General features: G+C 52.5%; 19 protein-coding genes and 1 other RNA gene. 7 read left to right on the top strand and 13 right to left on the bottom strand.

Annotated elements, in window-relative coordinates; genetic code table 11:
• Nucleotides 1-18: 18 nt before the first annotated feature.
• The 12 genes from ACKI5T_RS09810 to ACKI5T_RS09865 form a co-directional block, all read right to left on the bottom strand.
• Complete coding sequence (locus ACKI5T_RS09810; RefSeq protein ID WP_407437209.1) at nucleotides 19-1,350, bottom strand: hypothetical protein; 1,332 nt, start codon at nucleotides 1,348-1,350, stop codon at nucleotides 19-21.
• Between the two features lie 262 nt (nucleotides 1,351-1,612).
• A complete protein-coding gene (locus ACKI5T_RS09815; RefSeq protein ID WP_407437210.1) occupies nucleotides 1,613-2,023 on the bottom strand; it encodes a Spy/CpxP family protein refolding chaperone in 411 nt (136 codons plus the stop codon).
• Between the two features lie 151 nt (nucleotides 2,024-2,174).
• Nucleotides 2,175-4,469, bottom strand: a complete 2,295-nt coding sequence (pflB, locus tag ACKI5T_RS09820) for a formate C-acetyltransferase (RefSeq protein ID WP_407437211.1) — start codon at nucleotides 4,467-4,469, stop codon at nucleotides 2,175-2,177.
• 15 nt (nucleotides 4,470-4,484) lie between these two features.
• Nucleotides 4,485-5,693: a propionate kinase gene (gene tdcD / locus ACKI5T_RS09825; RefSeq protein ID WP_407437212.1), complete on the bottom strand. Its 1,209-nt coding sequence runs from the start codon at nucleotides 5,691-5,693 to the stop codon at nucleotides 4,485-4,487.
• Nucleotides 5,694-5,723: 30 nt separating this feature from the next.
• Nucleotides 5,724-7,055, bottom strand: coding sequence for a threonine/serine transporter TdcC (gene tdcC / locus ACKI5T_RS09830; RefSeq protein WP_407437213.1), 1,332 nt, complete (start codon nucleotides 7,053-7,055; stop codon nucleotides 5,724-5,726).
• A 13-nt stretch (nucleotides 7,056-7,068) separates the two neighbouring features.
• Nucleotides 7,069-8,058 carry a bifunctional threonine ammonia-lyase/L-serine ammonia-lyase TdcB gene (gene tdcB / locus ACKI5T_RS09835; protein ID WP_015960548.1) on the bottom strand — a complete coding sequence of 330 codons (990 nt, stop codon included), beginning with the start codon at nucleotides 8,056-8,058 and terminating at the stop codon, nucleotides 7,069-7,071.
• Nucleotides 8,059-8,156: 98 nt separating this feature from the next.
• Nucleotides 8,157-9,095 (bottom strand): transcriptional regulator TdcA, encoded by a 939-nt coding sequence (gene tdcA, locus ACKI5T_RS09840; RefSeq protein ID WP_407437214.1) that lies wholly within the window; start codon nucleotides 9,093-9,095, stop codon nucleotides 8,157-8,159.
• 894 nt (nucleotides 9,096-9,989) lie between these two features.
• An RNA gene (gene rnpB, locus ACKI5T_RS09845) (RNase P RNA component class A) lies at nucleotides 9,990-10,368 on the bottom strand.
• 32 nt (nucleotides 10,369-10,400) lie between these two features.
• On the bottom strand, nucleotides 10,401-11,546 hold the full coding sequence (garK, locus tag ACKI5T_RS09850; protein ID WP_407437215.1) for a glycerate 2-kinase: 1,146 nt from the start codon (nucleotides 11,544-11,546) through the stop codon (nucleotides 10,401-10,403).
• Between the two features lie 60 nt (nucleotides 11,547-11,606).
• The gene (gene garR / locus ACKI5T_RS09855) at nucleotides 11,607-12,497 is read right to left on the bottom strand and encodes a 2-hydroxy-3-oxopropionate reductase (RefSeq protein WP_407437216.1); all 891 of its coding nucleotides are present in this window, start codon (nucleotides 12,495-12,497) and stop codon (nucleotides 11,607-11,609) included.
• A gap of 29 nt (nucleotides 12,498-12,526) precedes the next feature.
• Nucleotides 12,527-13,297: a 2-dehydro-3-deoxyglucarate aldolase gene (garL, locus tag ACKI5T_RS09860; protein ID WP_407437217.1), complete on the bottom strand. Its 771-nt coding sequence runs from the start codon at nucleotides 13,295-13,297 to the stop codon at nucleotides 12,527-12,529.
• Nucleotides 13,298-13,312: 15 nt separating this feature from the next.
• Nucleotides 13,313-14,647: an MFS transporter gene (locus tag ACKI5T_RS09865; RefSeq protein WP_407437218.1), complete on the bottom strand. Its 1,335-nt coding sequence runs from the start codon at nucleotides 14,645-14,647 to the stop codon at nucleotides 13,313-13,315.
• A 412-nt stretch (nucleotides 14,648-15,059) separates the two neighbouring features.
• Here ACKI5T_RS09865 and garD point away from each other — a divergent pair, with 412 nt between their 5' ends.
• Nucleotides 15,060-16,631 (top strand): galactarate dehydratase, encoded by a 1,572-nt coding sequence (garD, locus tag ACKI5T_RS09870; protein WP_407437219.1) that lies wholly within the window; start codon nucleotides 15,060-15,062, stop codon nucleotides 16,629-16,631.
• 55 nt (nucleotides 16,632-16,686) lie between these two features.
• Here the strand turns inward: garD and ACKI5T_RS09875 are convergent, their stop codons facing one another.
• A complete protein-coding gene (locus tag ACKI5T_RS09875; RefSeq protein ID WP_202666217.1) occupies nucleotides 16,687-17,496 on the bottom strand; it encodes a DeoR family transcriptional regulator in 810 nt (269 codons plus the stop codon).
• A gap of 250 nt (nucleotides 17,497-17,746) precedes the next feature.
• Here ACKI5T_RS09875 and kbaZ point away from each other — a divergent pair, with 250 nt between their 5' ends.
• From kbaZ to ACKI5T_RS09905, 6 genes are all read left to right on the top strand, one after another.
• Nucleotides 17,747-19,042 carry a tagatose-bisphosphate aldolase subunit KbaZ gene (gene kbaZ / locus ACKI5T_RS09880; protein ID WP_407437220.1) on the top strand — a complete coding sequence of 432 codons (1,296 nt, stop codon included), beginning with the start codon at nucleotides 17,747-17,749 and terminating at the stop codon, nucleotides 19,040-19,042.
• An 18-nt stretch (nucleotides 19,043-19,060) separates the two neighbouring features.
• Complete coding sequence (gene agaV / locus ACKI5T_RS09885) at nucleotides 19,061-19,534, top strand: PTS N-acetylgalactosamine transporter subunit IIB (RefSeq protein WP_407437221.1); 474 nt, start codon at nucleotides 19,061-19,063, stop codon at nucleotides 19,532-19,534.
• 10 nt (nucleotides 19,535-19,544) lie between these two features.
• On the top strand, nucleotides 19,545-20,321 hold the full coding sequence (agaW, locus tag ACKI5T_RS09890; RefSeq protein ID WP_202714593.1) for a PTS N-acetylgalactosamine transporter subunit IIC: 777 nt from the start codon (nucleotides 19,545-19,547) through the stop codon (nucleotides 20,319-20,321).
• The gene (gene agaE / locus ACKI5T_RS09895; protein ID WP_407437222.1) at nucleotides 20,311-21,189 is read left to right on the top strand and encodes a PTS N-acetylgalactosamine transporter subunit IID; all 879 of its coding nucleotides are present in this window, start codon (nucleotides 20,311-20,313) and stop codon (nucleotides 21,187-21,189) included. Before agaW ends, agaE begins: the two co-directional genes overlap by 11 nt.
• A gap of 15 nt (nucleotides 21,190-21,204) precedes the next feature.
• A complete protein-coding gene (gene agaF / locus ACKI5T_RS09900) occupies nucleotides 21,205-21,639 on the top strand; it encodes a PTS galactosamine/N-acetylgalactosamine transporter subunit IIA (RefSeq protein ID WP_407437223.1) in 435 nt (144 codons plus the stop codon).
• A gap of 360 nt (nucleotides 21,640-21,999) precedes the next feature.
• Entirely contained in the window at nucleotides 22,000-23,142 is a 1,143-nt protein-coding gene (locus tag ACKI5T_RS09905) for an SIS domain-containing protein (protein WP_407437224.1), read from the top strand.
• Nucleotides 23,143-23,154 lie beyond the last annotated feature (12 nt).

Consider the following 23,154-nt stretch of genomic DNA (forward strand, 5'->3'; position numbering starts at 1 on the left):
TACGACCTTAATTGCGCCCTATGAGAAAGCGAGGAAAGGAGAAACACAAAGCAGCAGGCCGGTAATAATAATAATCACCAGCGACACGCCTTTATATTTGTGAAGCGCAGGGACCTTATAGACCAACCACGCGGGAATTAAGCAGCCCACCATGCCGAAAATCGGGCTACAGATTGAGGTGAAACTCAACACCGGGGCGTTTAACACAATGGCGCTCCAGGCCAGCAGAATGGCGAAGACCATAATGCCGCGCTGTACGGTACGCTCATTGATTTTGTCGGCCGGAATTTTGCGGCGCAGGATATTCATCACAATGCCCTGCGTGGCTTCGCGAAACCCAAGATAGACGCCAAAGAAGGCGGTCATCACGGCAAAAATATTCAGAATAACACTGACGATTTTGACCCAACCCGCACCGTCACCGCTAATAAACTGCGCAGCAATCGCCAGGGCAGAAATATTCTGCTCATAAGCTTTGACCGCTTCGTCATGCCCCATGGCAAGCGTGAAAGAAACCGCGTAGAAAAAGACCGTTACAAACAGAATTCCAAACGCAATATTCATCGCCCGCAGCGCTTTATACCGCGCGACTTCAATAGACTTTGATCGCGAACGATAAGAAATCACCATCGGACTCAGCGTCTGAATAAACAGAATGGAGGTTAAGGTAAACGGTAGCGTAATAATGGCGTTTTTAATCAGCAGGCCTGTCGGCGGCAGCGTCCCCGTGTTGTAAAGATGCCACAGGCCAATCATCGACAGCCCTAACGCGGCGACCACCAGCAGCTTGGTCAGCACCATCAGGCTCGAGACTTTAAACAGCAGCTTTTCACCCCGCGAGGAAATTGCCACCAGAATACAAATCAGGAATAAGCCGTAGAACGGGTTTTCCGACAGCAGGCTTTCGGTCACGCCAAAAGTATGCAGATAAGATGCACTGTCGTTGGTTATCGCCGTGGAATAGACAAACATCCAGATAACCAACATCACGAAATAGAGCGCCCCTAACAAGATGCCCCAGTTTTTACCGAGGTAACCGCTAATAACGCTTGGGTAATCTTTGCACTCCGGTGATTCCGCCAGCGTGTTAATAAACAAGCGCTGGAAGAGATACATGGCCGGATAACCAATAATGGAAGAGAGCAAGAAAACCCACAGCCCCATTAACCCAACCTGAACCGGGAGAAAAACAATTCCCGCGCCGATCGCCATCCCGATACTCATGATGACCCAGCCGGTATCGTTGCCATCGAATTTTATCGCTTCCTGCCATTCACTTTCACTCATTCCCGCCCGTCTTGCCGCCGGGGAGTCATTTACAATCACGCTGCTGTTTGTCGCCGTATCCATTAGGCACTCGCTTATTTTGTAGGGTAGAACGTTATTGTTATAGGGATCTACTCACCAGCGATAATGAGTCGAATCGTTGCAGATGCTTGTTATTGGAATAAAAAGATCATACCGAGAGGGTGGGAGAAAAAAGTCACAATATTTGAAGGGCTTTCCACAAGCAGAAGAAATAATTACTCTCTATTTAATAAATAGAGAAAATACTTTCTAACAGTGATGCAGTTCAAAGAAATAAAAAGCCCGCGCGGCGGCGGGCAGAAAGTCAGTTAGCCAGCGCATTGGCCATATCAGATTTAACCTGTTTGCGCTGTTCAGGCGTGAGTACCTGACTGACGTCGAAGTAATATTTCACGCGGTAATAGCGTGCTTGTTCTTCCACTTTACTGAAGGCAGAGAGCTGATTTTTCACTACGCTTTCATCCCATTTTCCTGCCTGAAACATCTCCACCAGCGCGCCATCTTTAACGCCGGTCATCGGGATTTTACTGACGTTGTCATTGAGCTCCTGGTGCAGCGTCTCGATTTTTTTCACCTGTTCGTTGCTGAGTTTCAAATGCTGTACCAGCGGATCCTGTGCAGGCGTTGGCGCCGCCTCCATGTCTGCCGCCTGAGCGGTAAAGCTAACGCCTGCAAGCGTGGCGGCCAGCAGGGCAATACGGGTAATTTTCATCATCTTTCTATCCTCAATACGGTTAGGGAAAACAGGTGCATTGTTTTTCAAGATCGGATGAATATGTGTGATTAATTATATAAACAATTTTGTATGTCGAGTGGGCAAAAAAAAAGCCCCCTTACCGGAAGGGGGCTTGTTGGCGAGTTAGGCGTTAGATCGCCTGGGTGAAGGTACGCGAAATCACGTCCTGCTGCTGTTCGCGGGTGAGCGCATTAAAGCGCACCGCATATCCCGAAACGCGGATTGTCAGGTTTGGGTAATTCTCTGGATGTTCGATCGCATCCATCAGCATTTCGCGGTTCATCACGTTAACGTTCAGATGCTGACCGCCTTCTATGGATGCCTCGTGGTGGAAATACCCATCCAACAGCCCGACCAGATTAGTTTTACGCACTCCTTCGTCTTTGCCCAGCGCCTGCGGCACGATGGAGAACGTATACGAAATCCCGTCTTTGGCGTAGGTGAACGGCAGTTTCGCCACGGAGGTTAACGACGCCACCGCCCCTTTACGATCGCGTCCGTGCATCGGGTTCGCCCCTGGCGCAAACGGTGTGCCGCCACGGCGTCCGTCCGGCGTGTTGCCGGTCTTCTGCCCATACACCACGTTAGAGGTGATGGTCAAAATCGACTGGGTTGGCACGGCATTGCGATAGGTTGGCAGCGCCTGAATTTTCTTCATAAAGCGCTCAACCAGGTCACAGGCAATGCTGTCCACGCGGTCATCATTATTACCGTACTGCGGATATTCCCCGGTGATAACGAAATCTACCGCCAGACCGTTATGGTCGCGCACCGGCTGGACCGTCGCGTATTTGATAGCGGACAGCGAATCGGCTGCAACGGATAATCCAGCGATCCCGCAGGCCATAGTGCGATGCACGTCGCGGTCATGCAGCGCCATCAGCGAGGCTTCGTAGCTGTATTTATCATGCATATAGTGAATGAGATTCAGCGCGCTGATGTACTGCACCGCCAGCCAGTCCATAAAGTGGTCCAGGCTCGCCATCACGGTGTCGTAATCCAGCACATCGTCCAGCAGCGGCGCGGTTTTCGGCCCGACCTGGATTTTCAGCTTCTCATCCACACCGCCGTTGATCGCGTACAGCAGGATTTTGGCGAGGTTGGCGCGCGCGCCGAAGAACTGCATCTGCTTGCCAATCACCATCGGGCTGACGCAGCAGGCGATGGCGTAATCATCGCTGTCAAAATCCGTGCGCATCAGATCGTCGTTTTCGTACTGCAACGATGAGGTGGCAATCGACATTTGCGCCGCATATTTTTTAAAGGCAATCGGCAACTCTTCTGACCACAGGATAGTCAAATTCGGCTCCGGCGCAGGCCCCATGGTGTTCAGCGTATGAAGATAGCGGAACGATGATTTGCTCACCAGCGTGCGTCCATCCAGCCCCATGCCGCCGATCACTTCCGTCGCCCAAATCGGGTCGCCCGAGAAAAGCGTATCGAATTCCGGGGTACGCAGAAAGCGCACCATGCGGATCTTCATGATGAAATGGTCGATCAACTCCTGCGCCTGGATCTCATTCAGGCGTCCTGCCTGCATATCGCGCTCAATATAAATATCGATAAACGTTGCCGTACGACCGAGCGACATCGCCCCGCCGTTCTGCGATTTCACCGCAGCCAGATAGGCAAAGTACAGCCACTGCACCGCTTCCTGTGCGTTCATGGCCGGGCGAGAAATATCAAAGCCGTAGTTCGCCGCCATCTCCTGAATTTGCAGCAGCGCGCGGCGGTGCTCAGACAACTCTTCGCGCAGGCGGATCGTGGCTTCGAGATCGTCGCCGCACTCCATTTTGGACTGGAGATCGGCAAACTGCAGTTCGCGCTCGCGCACCAGATAGCTGATGCCGTAGAGCGCCACGCGGCGGTAATCACCAATAATACGCCCGCGACCGTAGCCATCCGGCAAGCCGGTGAGCACACCCGATTTACGACAGCGCATCATATCCGGCGAATAGACGTCAAATACGCCCTGGTTATGTGTTTTACGCAGATGCGTGAACAGATATTCGAACTGCGGATCCATTTCACGTCCGTAGGCTTCGAATGAGCTGCGGATCATGTTGATCCCGCCGTACGGATGCAGCGCGCGCTTCAGCGGTTTATCCGTCTGCAAACCCACGACGGTTTCGAGATCTTTGTCGATATAGCCAGGGGCGTGAGCGGTGATGGTGGTGGCAACGTTTAAATCGAAATCGACCGGCGCATGGGTGGCGTTTTCCTGTCGAATACCGTCCATCACTTTATGCCACAGCGCCGTCGTAGCAGGCGTCGCCTGCGCAAGGAAGGATTCGTCGCCTTCGTACGGGGTATAGTTGTGCTGAATAAAATCACGCACATCGATCGTATTTTGCCATTCATTTGTGCGAAACCCGGCCCACGCGTCGCTGTAAGGCGTCGCGCTGATATCCATATTAACCTTCATGATTTTCTCTCTGTATCAGGCGTAAGCAGCGGCTGGATGGACCTTTCCAAGACGAATGGCATCCAGCGCGATCATTTTTTCTTCGTTGGTGGGGATGACGGCGCACAGCACATCTGAATCATCAGTGGTGATGATTCGCTCGCCAGCGCTGCCCGGTAAGGCATTTTTCAGCGGATCCAATGTGATGCCGAAAACCTTCAGGCGATCCGTCACCAGTTGGCGGATCAGTTTTGAGTTCTCGCCAATGCCACCGGTAAAGACCACGCCGTCGAGACGGTGCAGCGACGCGGCGTGCCCGGCAATATGCCGCGCGATGCGATGCACAAACGTCTCAATCGCTAATCGCGCGCGCTCGTGCCCGTCATGCCACGCTTTCTCCAGCGTACGCAGATCGGAAGAGAGGCCCGAAATGCCCAGCAGACCGGACTCTTTATTCACCACGCGTTCCAGATCGTCCAGGGTCTGGCCGGTCTGTTGAGCGATCCACGCCATCGCGCCAAAATCCACATCGCCGCAACGCGTGCCCATCAGCAGCCCTTCCAGCGGCGTCATGCCCATAGAGGTATCGACACTTTCGCCGTTACGCACCGCGCAAATGGATGCGCCGTTGCCGAGGTGAGCAATCACCAGGCCGCTGTCGTCCTGAGGAATATTCAGCAAGGAATACGCCTGCTGGGCGACGTAGCGATGGGACGTACCGTGGAAACCGTAACGACGCACGCCCAGCGTTTCAAAATAACGGTACGGCAGGCCGTACAAGTAAGCCTGCGGAGGGAGCGTCTGGTGGAAGCTGGTGTCAAAGACCGCCACCTGCTGCACGCCCGGGAAAAGATGCTTTGCCGCTTCTACACCGCTGAGGTTGGCGTAGTTGTGTAGCGGGGCCAGCGGGGAAATCTCACGAATCTGATCGATGACCTCATCGGTGATTGGGGTGGATTCACTGAAAACGCTGCCGCCGTGAGCGATACGGTGGCCAATTAAGGCCACGCTGCCCATCAAATCGCGCGCTTCCAGTTCCAGGGCGATGGTGGCCAACGCCCCTTCGTAGTCCTTGCGAGCCAGCGGTGCTGGCTCGCCCCCGTTCACGGATATAAAGGCGTTTTCCGTGTTAACACCATCCGCGATGCCGGTGATCAGCGCCTCACAGCTTGCCGCGTCGAGCACAGAAAACTTCACAGAAGACGATCCACAGTTAATGACCAGTACAACCGGAAACTCAATCATGTCTTTACTCCGCTCTTCCTGAGCAATAAATCAGAACAGTTTGTAAACGATATTCAGAATGGTCAGCAGACCAACCGCGGTAACGAACAGGTTCTCGGTTCTGCCTCTGAACTTCGCCAGTGCAGGGACTTTACGAATGGCGAACATCGGCAGCAGGCACAACAGAGAAGCGATAATTGGCGCACCCATGGCTTCGATAAGGTCAAGAATGTTCGGGTTGGCGTAAGCCACAACCCAGGTCGAACCCATGATGAAGATCATACTGATGGTGTTCAGTTTGCCGACGGAGACTTTCTTCTTATCGCCTTTGTAGCCGAACTTCAGCACCAGGCCGTTCAGCCCCTCCAGCGTGCCCAGATAGTGGCCGAAGAAGGATTTGAAAATGGCGACCAGCGCGATGATCGATGCGCCGTATTCCAGCACGGTGGCGAATGTCGATTTAGTGCCTGACATGGTGGCAAAGTGGTTTGCCAGGTAAGAAAGCACCGGAATGTTCTGCGCTTTAGCTTCTGCCATGTTTTGCGGAGAGAGCGTAAACAGGCAGCTAAAGGCGAAGAACATGACCACAGCGACCATCAGCATGCTGGCGCGGCCGATGATTTTGGAACATTTCTGCTCGGTAAATTCTTTACCAAATTCACCTTCGTACTCTTCACGTTTCGAGACCACAAAAGAGGAGACGATGGGTGAGAAGTTAAACGAGAAGACCATGATGGAAATGCCCAGCCAGACGGTGACCAGAATGCCGTCATGTCCGGTGAAGGAGAGATCGCTCATGCTGACCTGGTCGATCACCGCCGAGTTCCAGTAAGGAATCAACGACAGGGAAATCAGAATCAAGCTGGCAATAAACGGGAACACCAGGAAACTCATCACCTTGACCATCAGGTCTTTACCAAACCAGATAACAAACGCCATCAGCAGCAACAGGAACAAGGCCACAAAGCCACGGTTCAGCGCAGGCATCTGGAGCTGGTTTTCCCAGAAAGTCATAAAGGTGTTCGTAATGGTGACGCCGTAAATCCACAGCAGCGGGCAAATGGCAAAGAAATAAAGGAAGGTGATCACCACACCGCCGGTTTTACCGAAATGCTCTTCTACCGTCTCGGTGATATTGCCCGATGGATTGCTGCCGGACAGGCACAAGCGCGCCAGTGCACGGTGGCAATAAAAGGCGATTGGGTATGCCAACACCAGCATCAGTAAGATGGGGATCAGGCCGCCAAAACCAGCGCGAATAGGGAAGAATAAAACGCCTGCGCCGATGGCCGTACCAAACAACCCCAGCGTCCAGGTCGTATCTGATTTCCGCCAGGACGTTGTTTTTGTCTGACTGACAATAATGCTTTCAGTATTGCTCATAATCTGTCCTTATTTATGCGTCGACGAGACCGGTAATTTGGGAAACACGTGAAAGATCGATATTACCACCGGAAATAATACTGACTGTTTTCCGTCCCTGAATATAATGATCCAATTTTCCACTTAATAATGCAGCGGTCGCCAGCGCACCCGCGCCTTCGGTCACGACTTTATTTCGTTGAATAAGTGCCACCATGCTGTTACGAATATCGTCCTCGCTCACCAGAACAATGTCATCGACTAATTCACGCACAATTTCAAACGTTAATTTCCCTGGGCGAGAAACATCACAACCGTCGGCTAAGGTGCTTGTCGTTCGATGGTTGGTTATTTCACCGGCATAATATGACGCTGCCATCCCATGAACATTTTCAGATTGCACACCGATAATATTAATTGTGGGGTTGATGGATTTTATTGCGGTAGCAATACCGGCAATTAAACCACCGCCGCCAATAGGCACAATCACATTATCCACGTCGTATAAATCTTCGAGGATCTCAAGACCAATCGTTCCCTGACCGGCAATCACCAACGCATCATCGTATGGAGGAATAAAGATGCGCCCTTCCAGCTCCACGATTTCACTGACTTTAGCAATGGTGTCGTTGAAGTTGTCGCCATGCATGATCACTTCGGCCGAGTAGTCACGTGTTGCGGCCACTTTGGATTTAGGCGCGCCCATCGGCATCACCACTTTGCCGTCGATACCCAGCATAGCGCAGGAAAGAGATACACCCTGAGCATGGTTTCCTGCTGAACAGGCCACCACGCCTTTACGTCGTTCCGCCTCAGTTAGCGAGCTTAATTTGTTAAATGCACCGCGAATTTTAAATGAACCTGTACGCTGCATATTTTCAAATTTCAGGAATATTTCACCTTTGCAACGCTCACTAAGATAATTAGAACGCGGCATTCCTGTTTTATATATTTTTCCAGCCAGTCGTTTACGAGCGGCCTGGATGTCTTCAATCGTCACCGGAAGATCGTAAGTAATGTGCATATAATCCTCTTTATAATAATATGATATTTTAAGCAAAGCCTGGGTGTCGACGCTTATAAAAAACCGTCGGATAGTTAAAAACTAAAAAGCTGAGTGAGTTATTCTGTTATGACAAATTGCTTTCGCCTTTCACTGTTTTGCGCAGAATATTGCTTCGCTAACTCCACTAATACCGAAGCGGATTTTTTAATACGATAATTTTTTGACCATACCGCCGCATAGCGGGCGACAGGTAATTTTTCTTCCACAGGGAGCACGATAAATTGGTCGGAGCCAAAGGGGGCGATCATGTCACGAGGAATAACGGTGAGATAATCAGCGTTAAGCACCAGGTTATAAATGGTGACAACAGAATCGGTCTGAACGATGTTTTCGATGCTGATGTGGTTATTTTGAAGGGTGGTCAGTAATTCTTTGTAGTAGCCCATATCGGTTTGCGGCATCACCCACTGCTCATGCGTGAGCGACGCCAGGGTTGTTGAGCCGGTGCACGTTCGTGATTTACTGGCCACCAACACAAATTCAGATTCAAACAGTGGCTCAACATGCAGATCCTGCAGGAGCATTTCGTCACTGAGCGTTCCGATAGCAAAATCCAGCCGCCCGTCGCGAATCGCGGGCAAAAATGAAGAGAGCTGCGCTTCGAACATGGATACTCGCGCTTTTGGGAACACTTCCTTGAATTTTTTGAGCATGCTGGAGAGGAAGGTAAAACCGATTAACGACGGATAACCGAACGACACGTCGATAACGGTGCTGAAGCTCAGGCTGTTCATCTCGCTGACCATGTTCTTCATTTCGCGGGTGATGGATTCTGAGTAAGCCAGCAGCGTTTGCCCGGCGCTGGTGAGCTTTACACCCGTGTTTTTGCGCACAATGAGTTCGACGCCAAAGTAAGATTCGACATCGTTGATAATTTTGCTGACTGCTGGCTGCGTAAGACCGAGCTGACGGGCGGCAGAACCAATGGATCCACTTTTAATGACTTCCTGAAATACAACGAGGTGTTGCGTTTTCGGTAGAATAATAGTGTTCATTATATTCTGCTCTTATTTCCGTATCCCGATGCTTAATTGTACCCATTAATGATGAATGAGGGATGTGCTGTTACTCACAAATTACTTTCCAGCCCCGATCACTCACACCAAAATATCAATTTAAAATCATATTTATCAATAGCTTGAAATTAAACCAATCGTCCTATTGCCTGATATTGATCAACTAAATTGCGGGAGATAATTTTATTTTATGGGGATAACCAAGGCCTATTAGGTTGAATTAGTCATCAGGAATAAAGGCTATATTTCAGGCAATTAAAGATTAATAATTAATCGCTGTTCTGAATAAACACTTTTATGGTTTATCAAATAAAATTATAAAATTATGTTTTGATAACTCAAAAGAGTAGAACCCGTCACACATTCACATGGCAAATGTATTGAATCTGAAAATATTATTAATGAATAAGAAAAAAGTCAGATACATACAAGACACAAAATTAACATCAATCCAACACCAAGAAATCACCATTTTCCAGTGCGTAATTTTGTGATTAAGATCGTTAACTTGCCAGATAGGGCAGGATTTAAATGAAAAACAGTGAAATGTGCTTACTGTCGCAAATATGACAATTCATCATGAAGGCCTATGGGTACTTTCCTACCCCAATAAGCCCAAAACCCGCCGAAGCGGGGGTTTATAAGAGATGACGCTGACCGATAAGCCGCTTTCTTTTGGGTATAGCGTCGTGGACAGTCATTCATCGCTGCCCCACTGACTTAAAAAGCAAAAACCCCGCCGAAGCGGAGTTTTATAAGAGATGACGCTGACCGGTAAGCCGCTTTCTTTTGGGTATAGCGTCGTGGACAGTCATTCATCGCTGCCCCACTGACTTAAAAAGCAAAAACCCCGCCGAAGCGGGGTTTTATAAGAGGTGAAGCTGACCGATAAGCCGGGTTCTGTCGTGGACAGTCATTCATCTAGGCCAGCAATCGCTCACTGGCTCAAGCAGCCTACCCGGGTTCAGTACGGGCCGTACCTTGTGAACCCCTATTTGGCCTTGCTCCGGGTGGAGTTTACCGTGCCACGGACTGTTACCAGCCGCGCGGTGCGCTCTTACCGCACCCTTTCACCCTTACCTGATCCCGCTTGCGCGGGCCATCGGCGGTTTGCTCTCTGTTGCACTGGTCGTGGGTTTCCCCCCCAGGCGTTACCTGGCACCCTGCCCTATGGAGCCCGGACTTTCCTCCCCTCCGCCCGTCTCCCCCCGAAAGGGGACGACGACGAAGCGGCGACTGTCTGGTCAGCTTCGGCGCGCAGTATAGAGGGTTTGCGCGCTGCTGTCACCCTTGCGTGCGCATCCCCACCTGCAAAGTGGCAGCAATATTACGCGACGACCGATAAATATTGTCATAGGCCCCACGGAATGCCTCTTCCAGCGAGCCAATGCTGCTCAGCACGCTAAATACAGCGTCGATACCATATTGATGCACGACACCGACATCAGGGGTCAAACTGCCCGCAATACCGATAACGGGTTTATGGTATTTTTTGGCGACGTTCGCCACACCCACAGGCACTTTTCCGTGGATACTCTGGCTGTCGAGACGGCCCTCGCCGGTCAACACCAGCGTGCAATCGTGGATATGTTCTTCCAGGTTCAATGCCTGGGTGACAATCTCAATCCCGCTGCGCAGTTCTGCGCCCAGAAACGCCATCAGCGCAGCGCCCATACCGCCAGCCGCGCCGGAACCCGGTACGTTTTTAACGTCAATATGCAGGCACTGCTTAATAACGTCCGCAAAATGGCTGAGGTTTTTATCCAGCTCTACAATTTTCGCTTCATCGGCCCCTTTTTGCGGACCAAAAATACGCGAGGCACCGTGCTCACCCACCAGCGTGTTGGTCACATCGCAAGCCACGCGAATAGTGCAGTCTTTCAGACGCGGATCCAGTCCGGAAACATCAATGCTGTTAAGCGCCATCAGGCTGCCGCCGCCAAAGGCAATCTCTTTGCCGTTCGCGTCACACAGTTTAGCCCCCAGCGCCTGCATCATGCCGGCCCCGCCATCGTTAGTGGCGCTGCCGCCAATGCCGATAATGATATTGCGCGCGCCTTTATCCAGCGCATCCAGAATCAGCTCACCCGTTCCACGCGATGTGGTGATCAACGGATTGCGTTTTGCGTTAGGAACAAGCGCCAGACCGCTGGCAGCGGCCATCTCGATAATCGCCGTTGCACCGTCGCCAGAAATCCCCCAGCAGGCTTTTACTTTTTCGCCCAGCGGCCCCGTGACAACCGCGTGTTGTTCTGTCCCTTCGGTGGCGGCAATCATGGCTTCGACCGTGCCTTCGCCACCGTCAGCGACAGGCACAGAAACATACTGAGCATCAGGAAAGATTTCCCGAAATCCTTTTTCTATGGCCTGAGCTACCTCGGCGGCAGATAGGCTTTCTTTATAAGAGTCAGGGGCGATTACGATTTTCATAGTTGTAGCCTGTTACTGCACGCGGCAAAAATACCGGACGCGTTTCCGCGCCCGTCTTTGTTAGCGAGTGACTTCCACTTTCGCCAGTTTTTCGTAGTAGCAAGCGATGGCGCTATGGTCGGCGTTACCCAAGCCATCAGCACGCAGCGCCTGCATCATCTCCATCACCGCAGCGGTGAGAGGCAATTGCGCGCCAACGCCGTGCGAAGTATCCAGGGCATTCGCCAGATCTTTAATATGCAGGTCGATACGGAAACCCGGCTTGAAATTGCGATCCATCACCATCGGCGCTTTGGCATCCAGCACGGTACTTCCCGCCAGGCCGCCGCGAATCGCCTGATACACAAGATCCGGGTTGACCCCTGCTTTGGTCGCCAGGGTCAGCGCTTCGGACATGGCGGCGATGTTCAACGCCACAATCACCTGGTTTGCCAGCTTGGTGACGTTGCCCGCGCCGATATCACCGGTATGCACAACGGAACCGGCCATGGATTTCAGCAGGTCGTAATATTTGTCGAACGTACCTCTGTCGCCGCCGACCATCACAGACAGCGTTCCGTCGATGGCTTTTGGCTCTCCGCCGCTGACCGGTGCGTCCAGCATTTCGACGCCTTTCGCTTTCAACGCATCGCTGATTTCACGGCTCGCCAGTGGCGCGATGGAACTCATGTCGATCAGCACCAGGCCCGGCTTCGCGCCTTCGATCAGGCCGTTCTCACCCAGCGCGACTTCTTTGACGTGCGGGGAGTTTGGCAGCATGGTAATTACCACGTCGCACTGCTCAGCAATCGCTTTTGCGGTGGTGGCCGTTTCTGCGCCAGCGGCAATCAACTCAGCAATCACTTCTGGATTACGGTCAGAAACCACCAGCGAGTAACCTGCCTTGATGAGGTTTTTACTCATTGGTTTACCCATGATACCCAGGCCAATAAAACCAACTTTCATTGTCATAATTGCGTCTCTCTTTATCTCAGTGGTGGTTATTTTTTAAAGGAATCGGCGAGCTTCTGCGTGGCAGAGCGGAACACGCCAAGGTCACTGCCGACAGCAACAAACGTTGCGCCCCATTCCAGGTAACGACGGGCGTCCGCTTCAACGGGTGCCAGGATGCCGCTCGGCTTGCCGTGCGCTTTTGCACGTTCAAAAATGTGTTGAATAGCGCGTTGCACTTCCGGGTGGTTGGCATTGCCGAGATGTCCGAACGCCGCCGCCAGATCGCTTGGGCCAACAAAGATGCCGTCTACGCCGTCAGTTGCCGCGATGGCATCAACGTTATCCACGCCGTGCTGGCTCTCGATCTGCACCAGAATCGTGATGTTCTTGTTGGACTGCGCAAAATAGTCCGGCACGGTGCCAAACATATTGGCGCGATGAGAAACCGATACACCGCGAATCCCTTCCGGCGGATAGCGGGTAGACGCCACGGCCTGAACCGCCTCTTCCACATTTTCCACGAACGGGATGAGGAAGTTATAGAACCCGATATCCAGTAAACGCTTGATGATCACCGGCTCATTCGTTGGCACACGTACCACCGGTGCGCTGTGGCTGCCCTTGAGCGCCATCAGTTGCGGAATGAACGTGGTGATATCATTCGGCGCATGTTCACCGTCCAGGACCAGCCAGTCGAAACCGGCCAGACCGAGCACTTCGGTGCTGATGGGGCTTGCCAGCGCAGACCAGCAGCCAATCTGAATCTCTTTCGCCGCCAGGGCCGCTTTAAACTTGTTCGGGAAAATATCGTTACTCATCGCTTATACCTTCAATTATTTCTGCAATTCCATACGTTTAATGTCGCCCACTACGAACAGGTAGCAGAACATCGCCATCAACGCAGAGCAGCCAACGAAGACCAGAGCCGTATTGAATGAATGCAGTTCACTCACCAGATAGCCAATCACTAGCGGGGTGACAATCGACGCCACGTTACCGAAGACGTTGAACACGCCACCGCACAGGCCCACAATCTCTTTTGGCGCGGTATCAGAAATCACCGGCCAGCCCAGCGCACCAAAACCTTTTCCGAAGAACGCCAGCGCCATCAGCGCAATCACCAGGACCGTGTTGTCGGTGTAGTTGCACAGAATAATGGAGGAAGCCAACAGCATTCCGAGCACAATCGGCAACTTACGTGCCAGAGTAATCGACTTACCGCTTTTAATCAGATGATCCGAGAACACGCCGCCTAGTACACCGCCCGCAAATCCACACAGCGCCGGGATGGAGGCCACCAGGCCGACTTTCAGAATCGACATGCCCTTTTCCTGCACCAGATAAATCGGGAACCAGGTGAGGAAGAACCAGGTGATGGTGTTGATAAAGTATTGACCAAAAAACACGCCGAGCATCATGCGGTTCGTCAATAACTGTTTGATGTAATGAAGCTTTGGACCACTCGCCGCTTTATCGCCTGGCTTTTTATGATCCATATCGACCACTGCGCCACCGTCAGTGATGAACTTCAGCTCTTCAGCAGACATACGTGGGTGATCGGTTGGGTTGTGAACGAACTTGACCCACATTCCGGTCAGCACAAAGCCAATAACGCCCATCACGGTAAAGACGTGTTCCCAGCCCCACGCAAAGGTCAACCAACCCAGCAGCGGCGAGAACAGCGCCAGAGAGAAATACTGTGCAGAGTTGAAAATGGCGGATGCCGTGCCACGCTCTTTCGTCGGGAACCAGGCCGCAACGATACGGGCGTTAGCCGGGAATGACGGTGCTTCGGAGAAGCCCAGCATAAAGCGCATGATGAACATCGAAATGCCTGCCCACGCCAGCGGCACGAAATCGACAAAACCTTGTAAGAACGTGAACAACGACCAGAAAAACAGGCTATAGGTGTAGACTTTTTTCGAGCCAAACTTGTCGAGCAACCAGCCGCCAGGGATTTGCATCAGCAGATAGGCCCAGCCAAACGCGGAGAAGATATACCCCATCGATACCGCGCTTAACTGCAGCTCTTTTGCAACTTCGGTCCCGGCAATCGAAAGTGTTGCGCGGTCAGCGTAGTTAACCGCCGTCACAATGAAAATAATCAGTAATATTAAATGACGGGTATGAATACCCTTTTTTGTTTCTACAGCAGTATCTAGTGACATGTTTATTTCCTCGGGCACATCGATGTTGGTATTTTTATTATTTTGAGAGAAATCTATACTGATTATTATCGATAGCAGGCAATATCAGTTAATTAACCAGATGCAATGAAATCGTGATTAAGTATAAACATCACCCCCGGCCCGCACATTGTCGCATCGCTCAATTATCTCACCTCTCAGGAATAATATTTTGAGCATATGCACAACTCCCTGGGCGCTAATGCACAGATTTACGCATTCCCCGCCAGACGCCGTCAGTACTCGCCCTGATGAGTGATCTTGATCACATTTTTATCCCGTAAGTCCTGACATTCTTTATTAAAGCAGGCAGCGTCTTTATTTTTTCTAATAAGAAAATAAGCACACTCTTAACGACATTTAATATCTACTTTTCGCTGGAGAATACTGAACAATGGCCGACATCGAAATTCGACAAGCGTCGCCGACGGCGTTCTATATAAAAGTACACGACACTGATAACGTGGCGATTATTGTTAACGACAACGGCCTGAAAGCAGGAACGCGTTTCCCCGATGGCCTGGAACTGATAGAGCACATTCCCCAGGGACATAAAGTCGCACTGGTCGATATTCCTGCGCACGGTGAAATCGTCCGTTACGGCGAAATCATCGGCTACGCAGTACGCGCCGTGCCGCAGGGCAGTTGGATTGATGAATCGCTCGTCGAACTGCCAGAAGCACCACCGCTCAATACCTTACCGCTGGCGACCCGCGTGCCGGAGCCACTGCCCCCGCTGGAAGGATACACCTTCGAAGGCTATCGCAATGCCGACGGCAGCGTGGGTACCAAAAATCTGCTCGGCATTACCACCAGCGTGCATTGCGTGGCGGGCGTGGTGGATTACGTGGTCAAAATCATCGAACGTGATTTGCTACCAAAATACCCGAACGTCGACGGTGTGGTGGGGCTGAACCATTTGTATGGCTGTGGCGTGGCGATTAACGCGCCCGCAGCCGTTGTGCCCATCCGTACCATCCACAACATTTCGCTGAACCCGAATTTCGGCGGTGAGGTAATGGTGATTGGCCTGGGCTGCGAAAAACTCCAGCCAGAGCGCCTATTACAGGGCACCGACGATGTGAAGGCAATCCCCGTAGACAGCGCAAGCATTGTGCGTTTGCAGGATGAGCATCACGTTGGCTTTAGATCGATGGTGGACGACATTCTGCAGGTTGCCACGATCCATCTGGAAAGGCTGAACAAGCGTCAACGCGAAACCTGCCCGGCTTCTGAGCTGGTTGTCGGCACGCAGTGCGGCGGCAGCGATGCGTTCTCCGGCGTCACAGCAAATCCAGCGGTCGGCTACGCCTCGGATCTGTTTGTGCGTTGCGGCGCAACGGTAATGTTCTCGGAAGTCACCGAAGTGCGCGATGCGATCCACCTTCTGACTCCGCGCGCCATCAACGAAGAGGTGGGTAAACGCCTGCTGGAAGAGATGGCCTGGTACGATAACTATCTCGACTTGGGGCAAACCGACCGCAGCGCGAACCCGTCCCCCGGCAACAAAAAAGGCGGTCTGGCAAACGTGGTGGAAAAAGCGTTGGGTTCGATTGCGAAATCTGGTCAGAGCGCGATTTCAGAGGTGCTCTCGCCAGGCCAGCGCCCGACCAAACGCGGTTTGATTTATGCCGCAACGCCCGCCAGCGATTTTGTCTGCGGTACGCAGCAGGTCGCATCCGGCATTACGGTGCAGGTCTTCACCACCGGTCGCGGTACGCCGTACGGTCTGATGGCCGTTCCGGTCATCAAGATGGCGACGCGCACCGAGCTGGCAAACCGTTGGTATGACTTGATGGATATCAACGCGGGCACCATTGCTACCGGCGAAGAGAGCATTGAGGACGTGGGCTGGAAACTGTTCCACTTTATTCTTGATGTGGCGAGCGGCCGCAAGAAAACCTTCTCGGATCAATGGGGCTTGCACAACCAGCTAGCAGTGTTTAACCCGGCGCCGGTGACATGATAGCCCTCTAAACGCAATCGCCCTCTGCTTAGAGGAGAGGGCGATTTAAACAGCCTTACCCCGCAACAAGAATCACATCAATCCCGTTTTTACGCAGCCCTTCCAGACTTTCAGTCGGGATGCCTTCATCGACAATAATCATATCAATGCGTTGCGTATCAATAATTTTATGCAAGCTTGAACGGTTAAACTTTGTTGAATCCGTCACGACAATAATCCGCTCTGCGACTTCACACATTTTTCGGTTCAGTCGCGCTTCATCTTCATTGTGGGTACTGACGCCGCGATCGAGATCGATGGCATCCACGCCCAGAAACAGCAGATCGAAGTGATAGTTTTGCAACGACTGTTCCGCCTGATCGCCATAAAACGACTGCGACTGACGACGCAAATGGCCGCCGGTCATCAGCAGTTCCACCCCTTCCGCTTCAAGCAACGCATTGGCGACATTCATGCCATTTGTCATAGCGATCACATCGCTGTGCTGTCGCATCATGCGTGCGATTTCATAGGTTGTGGTACCCGAATCGAGAATCACACGATGGCCTGGTTTAATCAGGTTCGCCGCCGCCTGCGCAATGCTGCGCTTCATCGCTGTATTGAGCGAACTTTTATCTTCAACGGAAGGCTCAACACCAGGGGTATTACCGTCACAGATCAACGCCCCGCCGTAGGCACGAACGGCAATGCCCTGCTTTTCCAGAAAGGCGAGATCGTTACGGATCGTGACCGTAGAGACGCCATAAAGTTGAGAAAGATCGTTAACCTGTACGCTTCCCTGCTGCCGTAACCGCTGGATTATCTGCTCACGCCTTTCGCTGGTGCCCGTCACGCGTTTTTCCGCGGATGAATCGCTGCTGCTCATGAGAGCTCCTTCACTAAAATCTTTCGTTTCATTTCGATTTATCTATTAACTCCTTTCTTTTAGCGGAATGCAAGCCCCACCGGCGTGTTCCTGTCGGAGGTTGTCGATGCTGAAACCTTTCGTTATGTTTCTTTTGTGAAACAGATCGGAAAACTATTATCTTTCGTTTTATTTTTACAGCACCATGCAGCAGTATAAAGTGAAATAAAACGAAAGATGAATACCATAACCATCCGAAGTGGAGAGGAAAGTGAAACATCTGATTGAAATAGTGGAAAGCCATAAACAAGGCGCGGAAAACGGGATTTATGCCGTGTGCTCCGCGCACCCACTGGTACTCGAAGCCGCAATTCGATTTGCCCGTACACATAACTCCGCGTTATTGATTGAAGCGACATCCAACCAGGTGGACCAGTTTGGCGGTTACACCGGCATGACGCCCACCGATTTCTGCGGTTTTGTCCACCAGCTTGCGGACTCGCTAAATTTTCCTCGCTCAATGCTCATTTTGGGCGGCGACCATCTCGGCCCAAATCGCTGGCAACATCTCACTGCTGACGAAGCGATGGAAAACGCGCAGACACTTATTAAAAGCTACGTGGCCGCAGGTTTTAAGAAGATTCACCTCGATTGCAGCATGTCCTGCGAGGACGATCCGATTCCCTTGACGGATGAGATCGTCGCGACGCGTGCCGCGCGTCTGGCGAAAATAGCCGAAGAGACCAGTGATGCGTGCTTTGGAGAATCCGATCTGGTGTACATCATTGGCACCGAAGTGCCCGTTCCCGGCGGCGCGCACGAAACCCTAAGCGAACTCGTAGTCACCACACCTGATGCAGCACGCGCCACGCTCGAAGCTCATCGCCATGCTTTCGAGCAGCAAGGATTAAGCGCGATTTGGCCGCGTATTATCGGGCTGGTGGTTCAGCCTGGCGTGGAGTTCGATCACACCAACGTGATTGACTATCAACCGGAAAAAGCGGCCGCGCTGAGTGCGATGGTGGAAGGGTATGACACGCTGGTGTTTGAGGCTCACTCTACCGATTACCAGACGCAGCAGGCGCTGCGCCAGCTGGTGAAAGATCATTTTGCGATTCTAAAAGTCGGTCCGGCACTCACGTTTGCTCTGCGTGAGGCACTGTTTTCGCTGGCGGCCGTTGAAGAAGAGTTACTCCCGTTGAAAGCCGGGTCTGGACTGCGCCACGTTCTGGAAAACGTGATGCTCGATCGCCCGGAATACTGGCAAAGCCACTATCACGGCGATGGCAACGCGCGTCGTCTGGCACGCGGCTACAGCTATTCAGATCGCGTTCGCTACTACTGGCCCGACAGTCAGATCGACGACGCGTTCGAACGGCTGGTACGAAACCTGGCCGACGACCCCATTCCACTGCCGCTTGTGAGTCAGTACTTACCGCTGCAATACAGCAAAGTTCGCGAGGGCGCTCTCAAGGCTACGCCGCGAGAACTTATCATCGACCACATTCAGGACATACTGCGTCAGTACCACGACGCCTGTCAGCGTGTCACGCCGCATAACGCATAACAACAACAGGAAAACGCTATGCCAAACATTGTCTTATGTCGCATTGACGAACGCTTGATTCACGGCCAGGTGGGCGTGCAGTGGGTCGGATTTGCAGGCGCAAATTTGGTTCTGGTCGCCAATGATGAAGTGGCTGAGGATTCGGTCCAGCAAAACCTGATGGAAATGGTATTGGCCGAAGGCATCGACGTTCGCTTCTGGTCACTGCAGAAAGTCATCGACAATATTCACCGCGCCGCCGATCGGCAGAGAATTCTGCTGGTCTGCAAGTCGCCTGCCGATTTCCTGACGCTCGCAGCAGGTGGCGTGCCTATCAACCGTATTAACGTTGGAAATATGCATTACGCGAATGGCAAACAGCAAATTGCCAAAACGGTCTCTGTAGACGCCAACGATACGGCGGCGTTTAACGGCCTGAAAGCCGCTGGAGTGGAGTGCTTCGTTCAGGGCGTCCCGACAGAACCCGCTTTGGATCTCTTTAAACTTCTTTGAGGGATTCACTATGGAAATCAGTTTATTGCAGGCGTTTGCGCTGGGCATTCTCGCCTTTATCGCAGGCCTGGATATGTTCAATGGCTTAACGCATATGCACCGCCCGGTGGTGCTTGGGCCGCTGGTGGGCTTGATTCTGGGCGATCTGCATACCGGTATTTTAACGGGTGGTACGCTGGAACTGGTCTGGATGGGACTGGCTCCGCTGGCGGGCGCGCAGCCGCCAAACGTCATTATTGGCACCATTGTCGGGACGACGTTCGCCATTACCACCGGCGTGAAGCCGGAGGTCGCCGTCGGTGTGGCCGTGCCGTTCGCCGTTGCAGTGCAAATGGGGATTACGTTCTTGTTCTCCGTGATGTCAGGCGTCATGGCACGTTGCGACAGGATGGCCGCCAACGCGGATACCGCAGGCATTGAGCGGGTGAATTATCTGGCACTGCTGGCACTCGGGATTTTCTATTTTCTTTGCGCTTTCCTGCCCATCTACTTCGGCGCAGAACACGCGAAAACCGCCATTGATGTGCTTCCCGCACGTTTAATTGACGGGCTTGGCGTTGCGGGCGGCATCATGCCAGCCATCGGCTTTGCCGTATTGCTGAAAATCATGATGAAAAACGTTTACATCCCCTATTTTATTCTCGGTTTTGTGGCAGCCGCCTGGCTTAAATTGCCGGTACTGGCCATTGCTGCTGCAGCGCTGGCGATGGCGCTGATCGATTTTGTCCGCAAATCCCCGGAGCCGGCTCCGGTCGCTCAGAAAGAGGAATTCGAAGATGGCATCTAATCAAACCACTCTGCCGACCGTTTCCGAGGCCGATGAGTCGCTGCTTTCCGGCGTGAACGAAAATATTTACGAAGATCAGAAAATCGGCGCGGAGTTGACCAAAAAAGATATCAATCGCGTGGCCTGGCGTTCGATGCTGTTGCAGGCTTCATTTAACTACGAACGTATGCAGGCATCGGGCTGGTTATATGGTTTGTTGCCGGCGTTGAAAAAAATCCACACCAACCCGCGCGATCTGGCCCGCGCCATGAAAGGCCATATGGGGTTCTTCAACACTCACCCCTTTTTGGTAACCTTTGTTATCGGCATTATTCTGGCGATGGAACGTCCCAAACAGGACGTAAACAGCATTCAGAGCACCAAGATTGCCGTGGGCGCTCCGCTCGGCGGAATTGGGGATGCGATGTTCTGGCTGACGCTGCTGCCGATTTGCGGCGGCATCGGGGCCAGCCTTGCGCTGCAAGGCTCGATACTTGGGGCCGTGGTGTTCATCGTGATGTTCAACGTGGTGCATCTGGGGCTGCGCTTTGGCCTGGCGCACTATGCTTATCGGATGGGCGTCGCCGCGATCCCGCTGATTAAGGCCAATACCAAAAAAGTCGGCCACGCCGCGTCGATTGTAGGGATGACGGTCATCGGCGCACTGGTGGCGACCTATGTGCGCCTGAACACTACGCTGGAAATTACGGCTGGTGACGCGGTGGTGAAACTGCAAACAGATGTTATCGACAAGCTGATGCCCGCGTTTTTGCCGCTGGTTTACACCCTCACCATGTTCTGGCTGGTGCGTCGTGGCTGGAGTCCGTTGCGACTCATCGGCATCACGGTGGTGTTGGGCGTCGTGGGTAAGTTCTGTCACTTCCTGTAAAACAAGGGGTTTGAGATGTTAGGCATTATTCTTTGTGGTCATGGCGGATTCGCCAGCGGGCTTGAAAAAGCGATGAAGCAAATCCTCGGTGAGCAAGAGCAATTTATTGCCATCGATTTTCCTGAAACCTCGACCACCGCGCTCCTGACTTCGCAGCTGGAGCAGGCAATAAACGAGTTGGGTAGTCAGGAGGATATCGTCTTTCTGACCGATTTACTGGGCGGCACGCCGTTTCGCGTGGCCTCTACCATGGCGCTGGAAAAACCCGGCTGGGAAGTGCTTACAGGAACCAATATGCAGCTTCTGCTGGAAATGGTGATGGAGCGCGACGGGTTAACCAGCGAAGCGTTTCGGTTACAGGCGCTTGAGTGCGGGCATCGCGGGCTGACCAGCCTGGTAGACGAGCTGGGGCGCTGTCGCGAAGAAAAGCCCGTTGAAGAAGGCATTTAGCCTCGCGCCCATTGTCCTTTTAGCAAACCCATTATCGTATATAGCATTCCGGGCAGGCTCTCCCCCTTAGCCCTTTCACTCTGCATTACTTTGGCCTTACGTTAATCGCGTAGGGCCTTTCTTTTGCTTTCGATTAATAAGCATTGCCCGGTGGAAAATAAAATAAATCTATAAAAGTTAATGCGTTACTCAAACCGTTCTTTTCCTCGATCACAAATTTCGTTTTATTTCTTTTCTCGGCATTGACCTTTCACTTTCCTTTCTATAGATTTTAATTAATCGAACAAGTGAAACGAAACGAAAGACAATGGCGATTACGATCGTGTCTGATGTGGATTTCACATTACTAAGGACTGAATTATGCCAGACACCCCTACCGCCACCGGCACCTGGACGGAAAAAGAGATCCGTCAGCAACCTGAGTGCTGGAGCCGTTCTCTACACCATATCGACACCCTTCGACAGACACTCGATCGTTTTCTCTCGCCGTTGCTCAGCAAAAAGGATCTGCGGATCGTCCTGACGGGCGCGGGAACATCGGCATTTATCGGCGATATTATCGCTCCGTGGCTCTCGCGTCACACCGGGAAAAATTTTAGTGCCATTCCAACCACCGATCTGGTGACCAATCCGATGGATTATTTGAGTCCTGCTCATCCGATGCTGCTGGTCTCTTTCGCCCGCTCCGGCAATAGCCCAGAAAGCGTGGCCGCCGTGGAGCTGGCAAATCAGTTTGTGCCAGAGTGCTATCACCTGACGATCACCTGCAACGAAGCCGGAAGTCTTTATCAGAGTGCGGCTGACAGCGACAACGCCTTTGCGCTGCTGATGCCGCCCGAGACGCACGATCGCGGTTTTGCGATGACCAGCAGCATCACCACCATGATGGCAAGTTGTCTGGCGGTATTCGCTCCGGACACGATCAACTGTGCATCCTTCCGCGACGTCGCAAATCGCTGCGAAGCGATCTTGTCGTCACTGGGGGATTTCAGTCACGGCGTATTTGGCGCTGAACCCTGGAAACGGATCGTTTATCTCGGCAGCGGCGGATTGCAGGCCGCAGCGCGTGAATCCGCGTTAAAAGTGCTGGAGCTGACGGCGGGCAAAGTGGTCGCGTTTTATGACTCGCCAACCGGTTTCCGCCATGGCCCGAAATCACTGGTCGATAACGAAACGCTGGTGGTGGTTTTTGTCTCCAGCCATCCCTACACGCGCCAGTACGATCTCGATCTCGTGGCTGAATTACGCCGTGATCAGCAGGCCCTGAGTGTGGTTGCCGTGACTGCCGATCCTGATCCGATTGTCGAAGCGGGTCCGTATATTTTGCTCCCTGCTTCACGCCCATTCCTGGACGTTGAACTGGCGTTCTGCTTCCTGATGTACGCGCAGGTCTTTGCACTCACGCAGTCCATCAGCGTCGGAAATACCCCAGACACCCCATCTGCCAGCGGTACGGTAAACCGTGTGGTACAGGGCGTTGTCATTCACCCGTGGCTGGCTTAACAGGAGCGCATC

The organism is Lelliottia sp., assembly GCF_045627565.1.
GTDB lineage: Bacteria > Pseudomonadota > Gammaproteobacteria > Enterobacterales > Enterobacteriaceae > Enterobacter.

Excerpts from the sequence above, each read along its gene's own strand:
- tdcA (WP_407437214.1), bottom strand. The coding sequence starts at position 9,095 with ATGAACACTATTATTCTACCGAAAACGCAACACCTCGTTGTATTTCAG.
- agaF (WP_407437223.1), top strand. The coding sequence starts at position 21,205 with ATGTTAGGCATTATTCTTTGTGGTCATGGCGGATTCGCCAGCGGGCTT.
- garL (WP_407437217.1), bottom strand. The coding sequence starts at position 13,297 with ATGAGTAACGATATTTTCCCGAACAAGTTTAAAGCGGCCCTGGCGGCG.
- ACKI5T_RS09865 (WP_407437218.1), bottom strand. The coding sequence starts at position 14,647 with ATGTCACTAGATACTGCTGTAGAAACAAAAAAGGGTATTCATACCCGT.
- ACKI5T_RS09810 (WP_407437209.1), bottom strand. The coding sequence starts at position 1,350 with ATGGATACGGCGACAAACAGCAGCGTGATTGTAAATGACTCCCCGGCG.
- ACKI5T_RS09875 (WP_202666217.1), bottom strand. The coding sequence starts at position 17,496 with ATGAGCAGCAGCGATTCATCCGCGGAAAAACGCGTGACGGGCACCAGC.
- garK (WP_407437215.1), bottom strand. The coding sequence starts at position 11,546 with ATGAAAATCGTAATCGCCCCTGACTCTTATAAAGAAAGCCTATCTGCC.
- garD (WP_407437219.1), top strand. The coding sequence starts at position 15,060 with ATGGCCGACATCGAAATTCGACAAGCGTCGCCGACGGCGTTCTATATA.
- agaV (WP_407437221.1), top strand. The coding sequence starts at position 19,061 with ATGCCAAACATTGTCTTATGTCGCATTGACGAACGCTTGATTCACGGC.
- ACKI5T_RS09815 (WP_407437210.1), bottom strand. The coding sequence starts at position 2,023 with ATGATGAAAATTACCCGTATTGCCCTGCTGGCCGCCACGCTTGCAGGC.
- tdcD (WP_407437212.1), bottom strand. The coding sequence starts at position 5,693 with ATGATTGAGTTTCCGGTTGTACTGGTCATTAACTGTGGATCGTCTTCT.
- pflB (WP_407437211.1), bottom strand. The coding sequence starts at position 4,469 with ATGAAGGTTAATATGGATATCAGCGCGACGCCTTACAGCGACGCGTGG.
- agaE (WP_407437222.1), top strand. The coding sequence starts at position 20,311 with ATGGCATCTAATCAAACCACTCTGCCGACCGTTTCCGAGGCCGATGAG.
- tdcB (WP_015960548.1), bottom strand. The coding sequence starts at position 8,058 with ATGCACATTACTTACGATCTTCCGGTGACGATTGAAGACATCCAGGCC.
- garR (WP_407437216.1), bottom strand. The coding sequence starts at position 12,497 with ATGACAATGAAAGTTGGTTTTATTGGCCTGGGTATCATGGGTAAACCA.
- tdcC (WP_407437213.1), bottom strand. The coding sequence starts at position 7,055 with ATGAGCAATACTGAAAGCATTATTGTCAGTCAGACAAAAACAACGTCC.
- agaW (WP_202714593.1), top strand. The coding sequence starts at position 19,545 with ATGGAAATCAGTTTATTGCAGGCGTTTGCGCTGGGCATTCTCGCCTTT.
- ACKI5T_RS09905 (WP_407437224.1), top strand. The coding sequence starts at position 22,000 with ATGCCAGACACCCCTACCGCCACCGGCACCTGGACGGAAAAAGAGATC.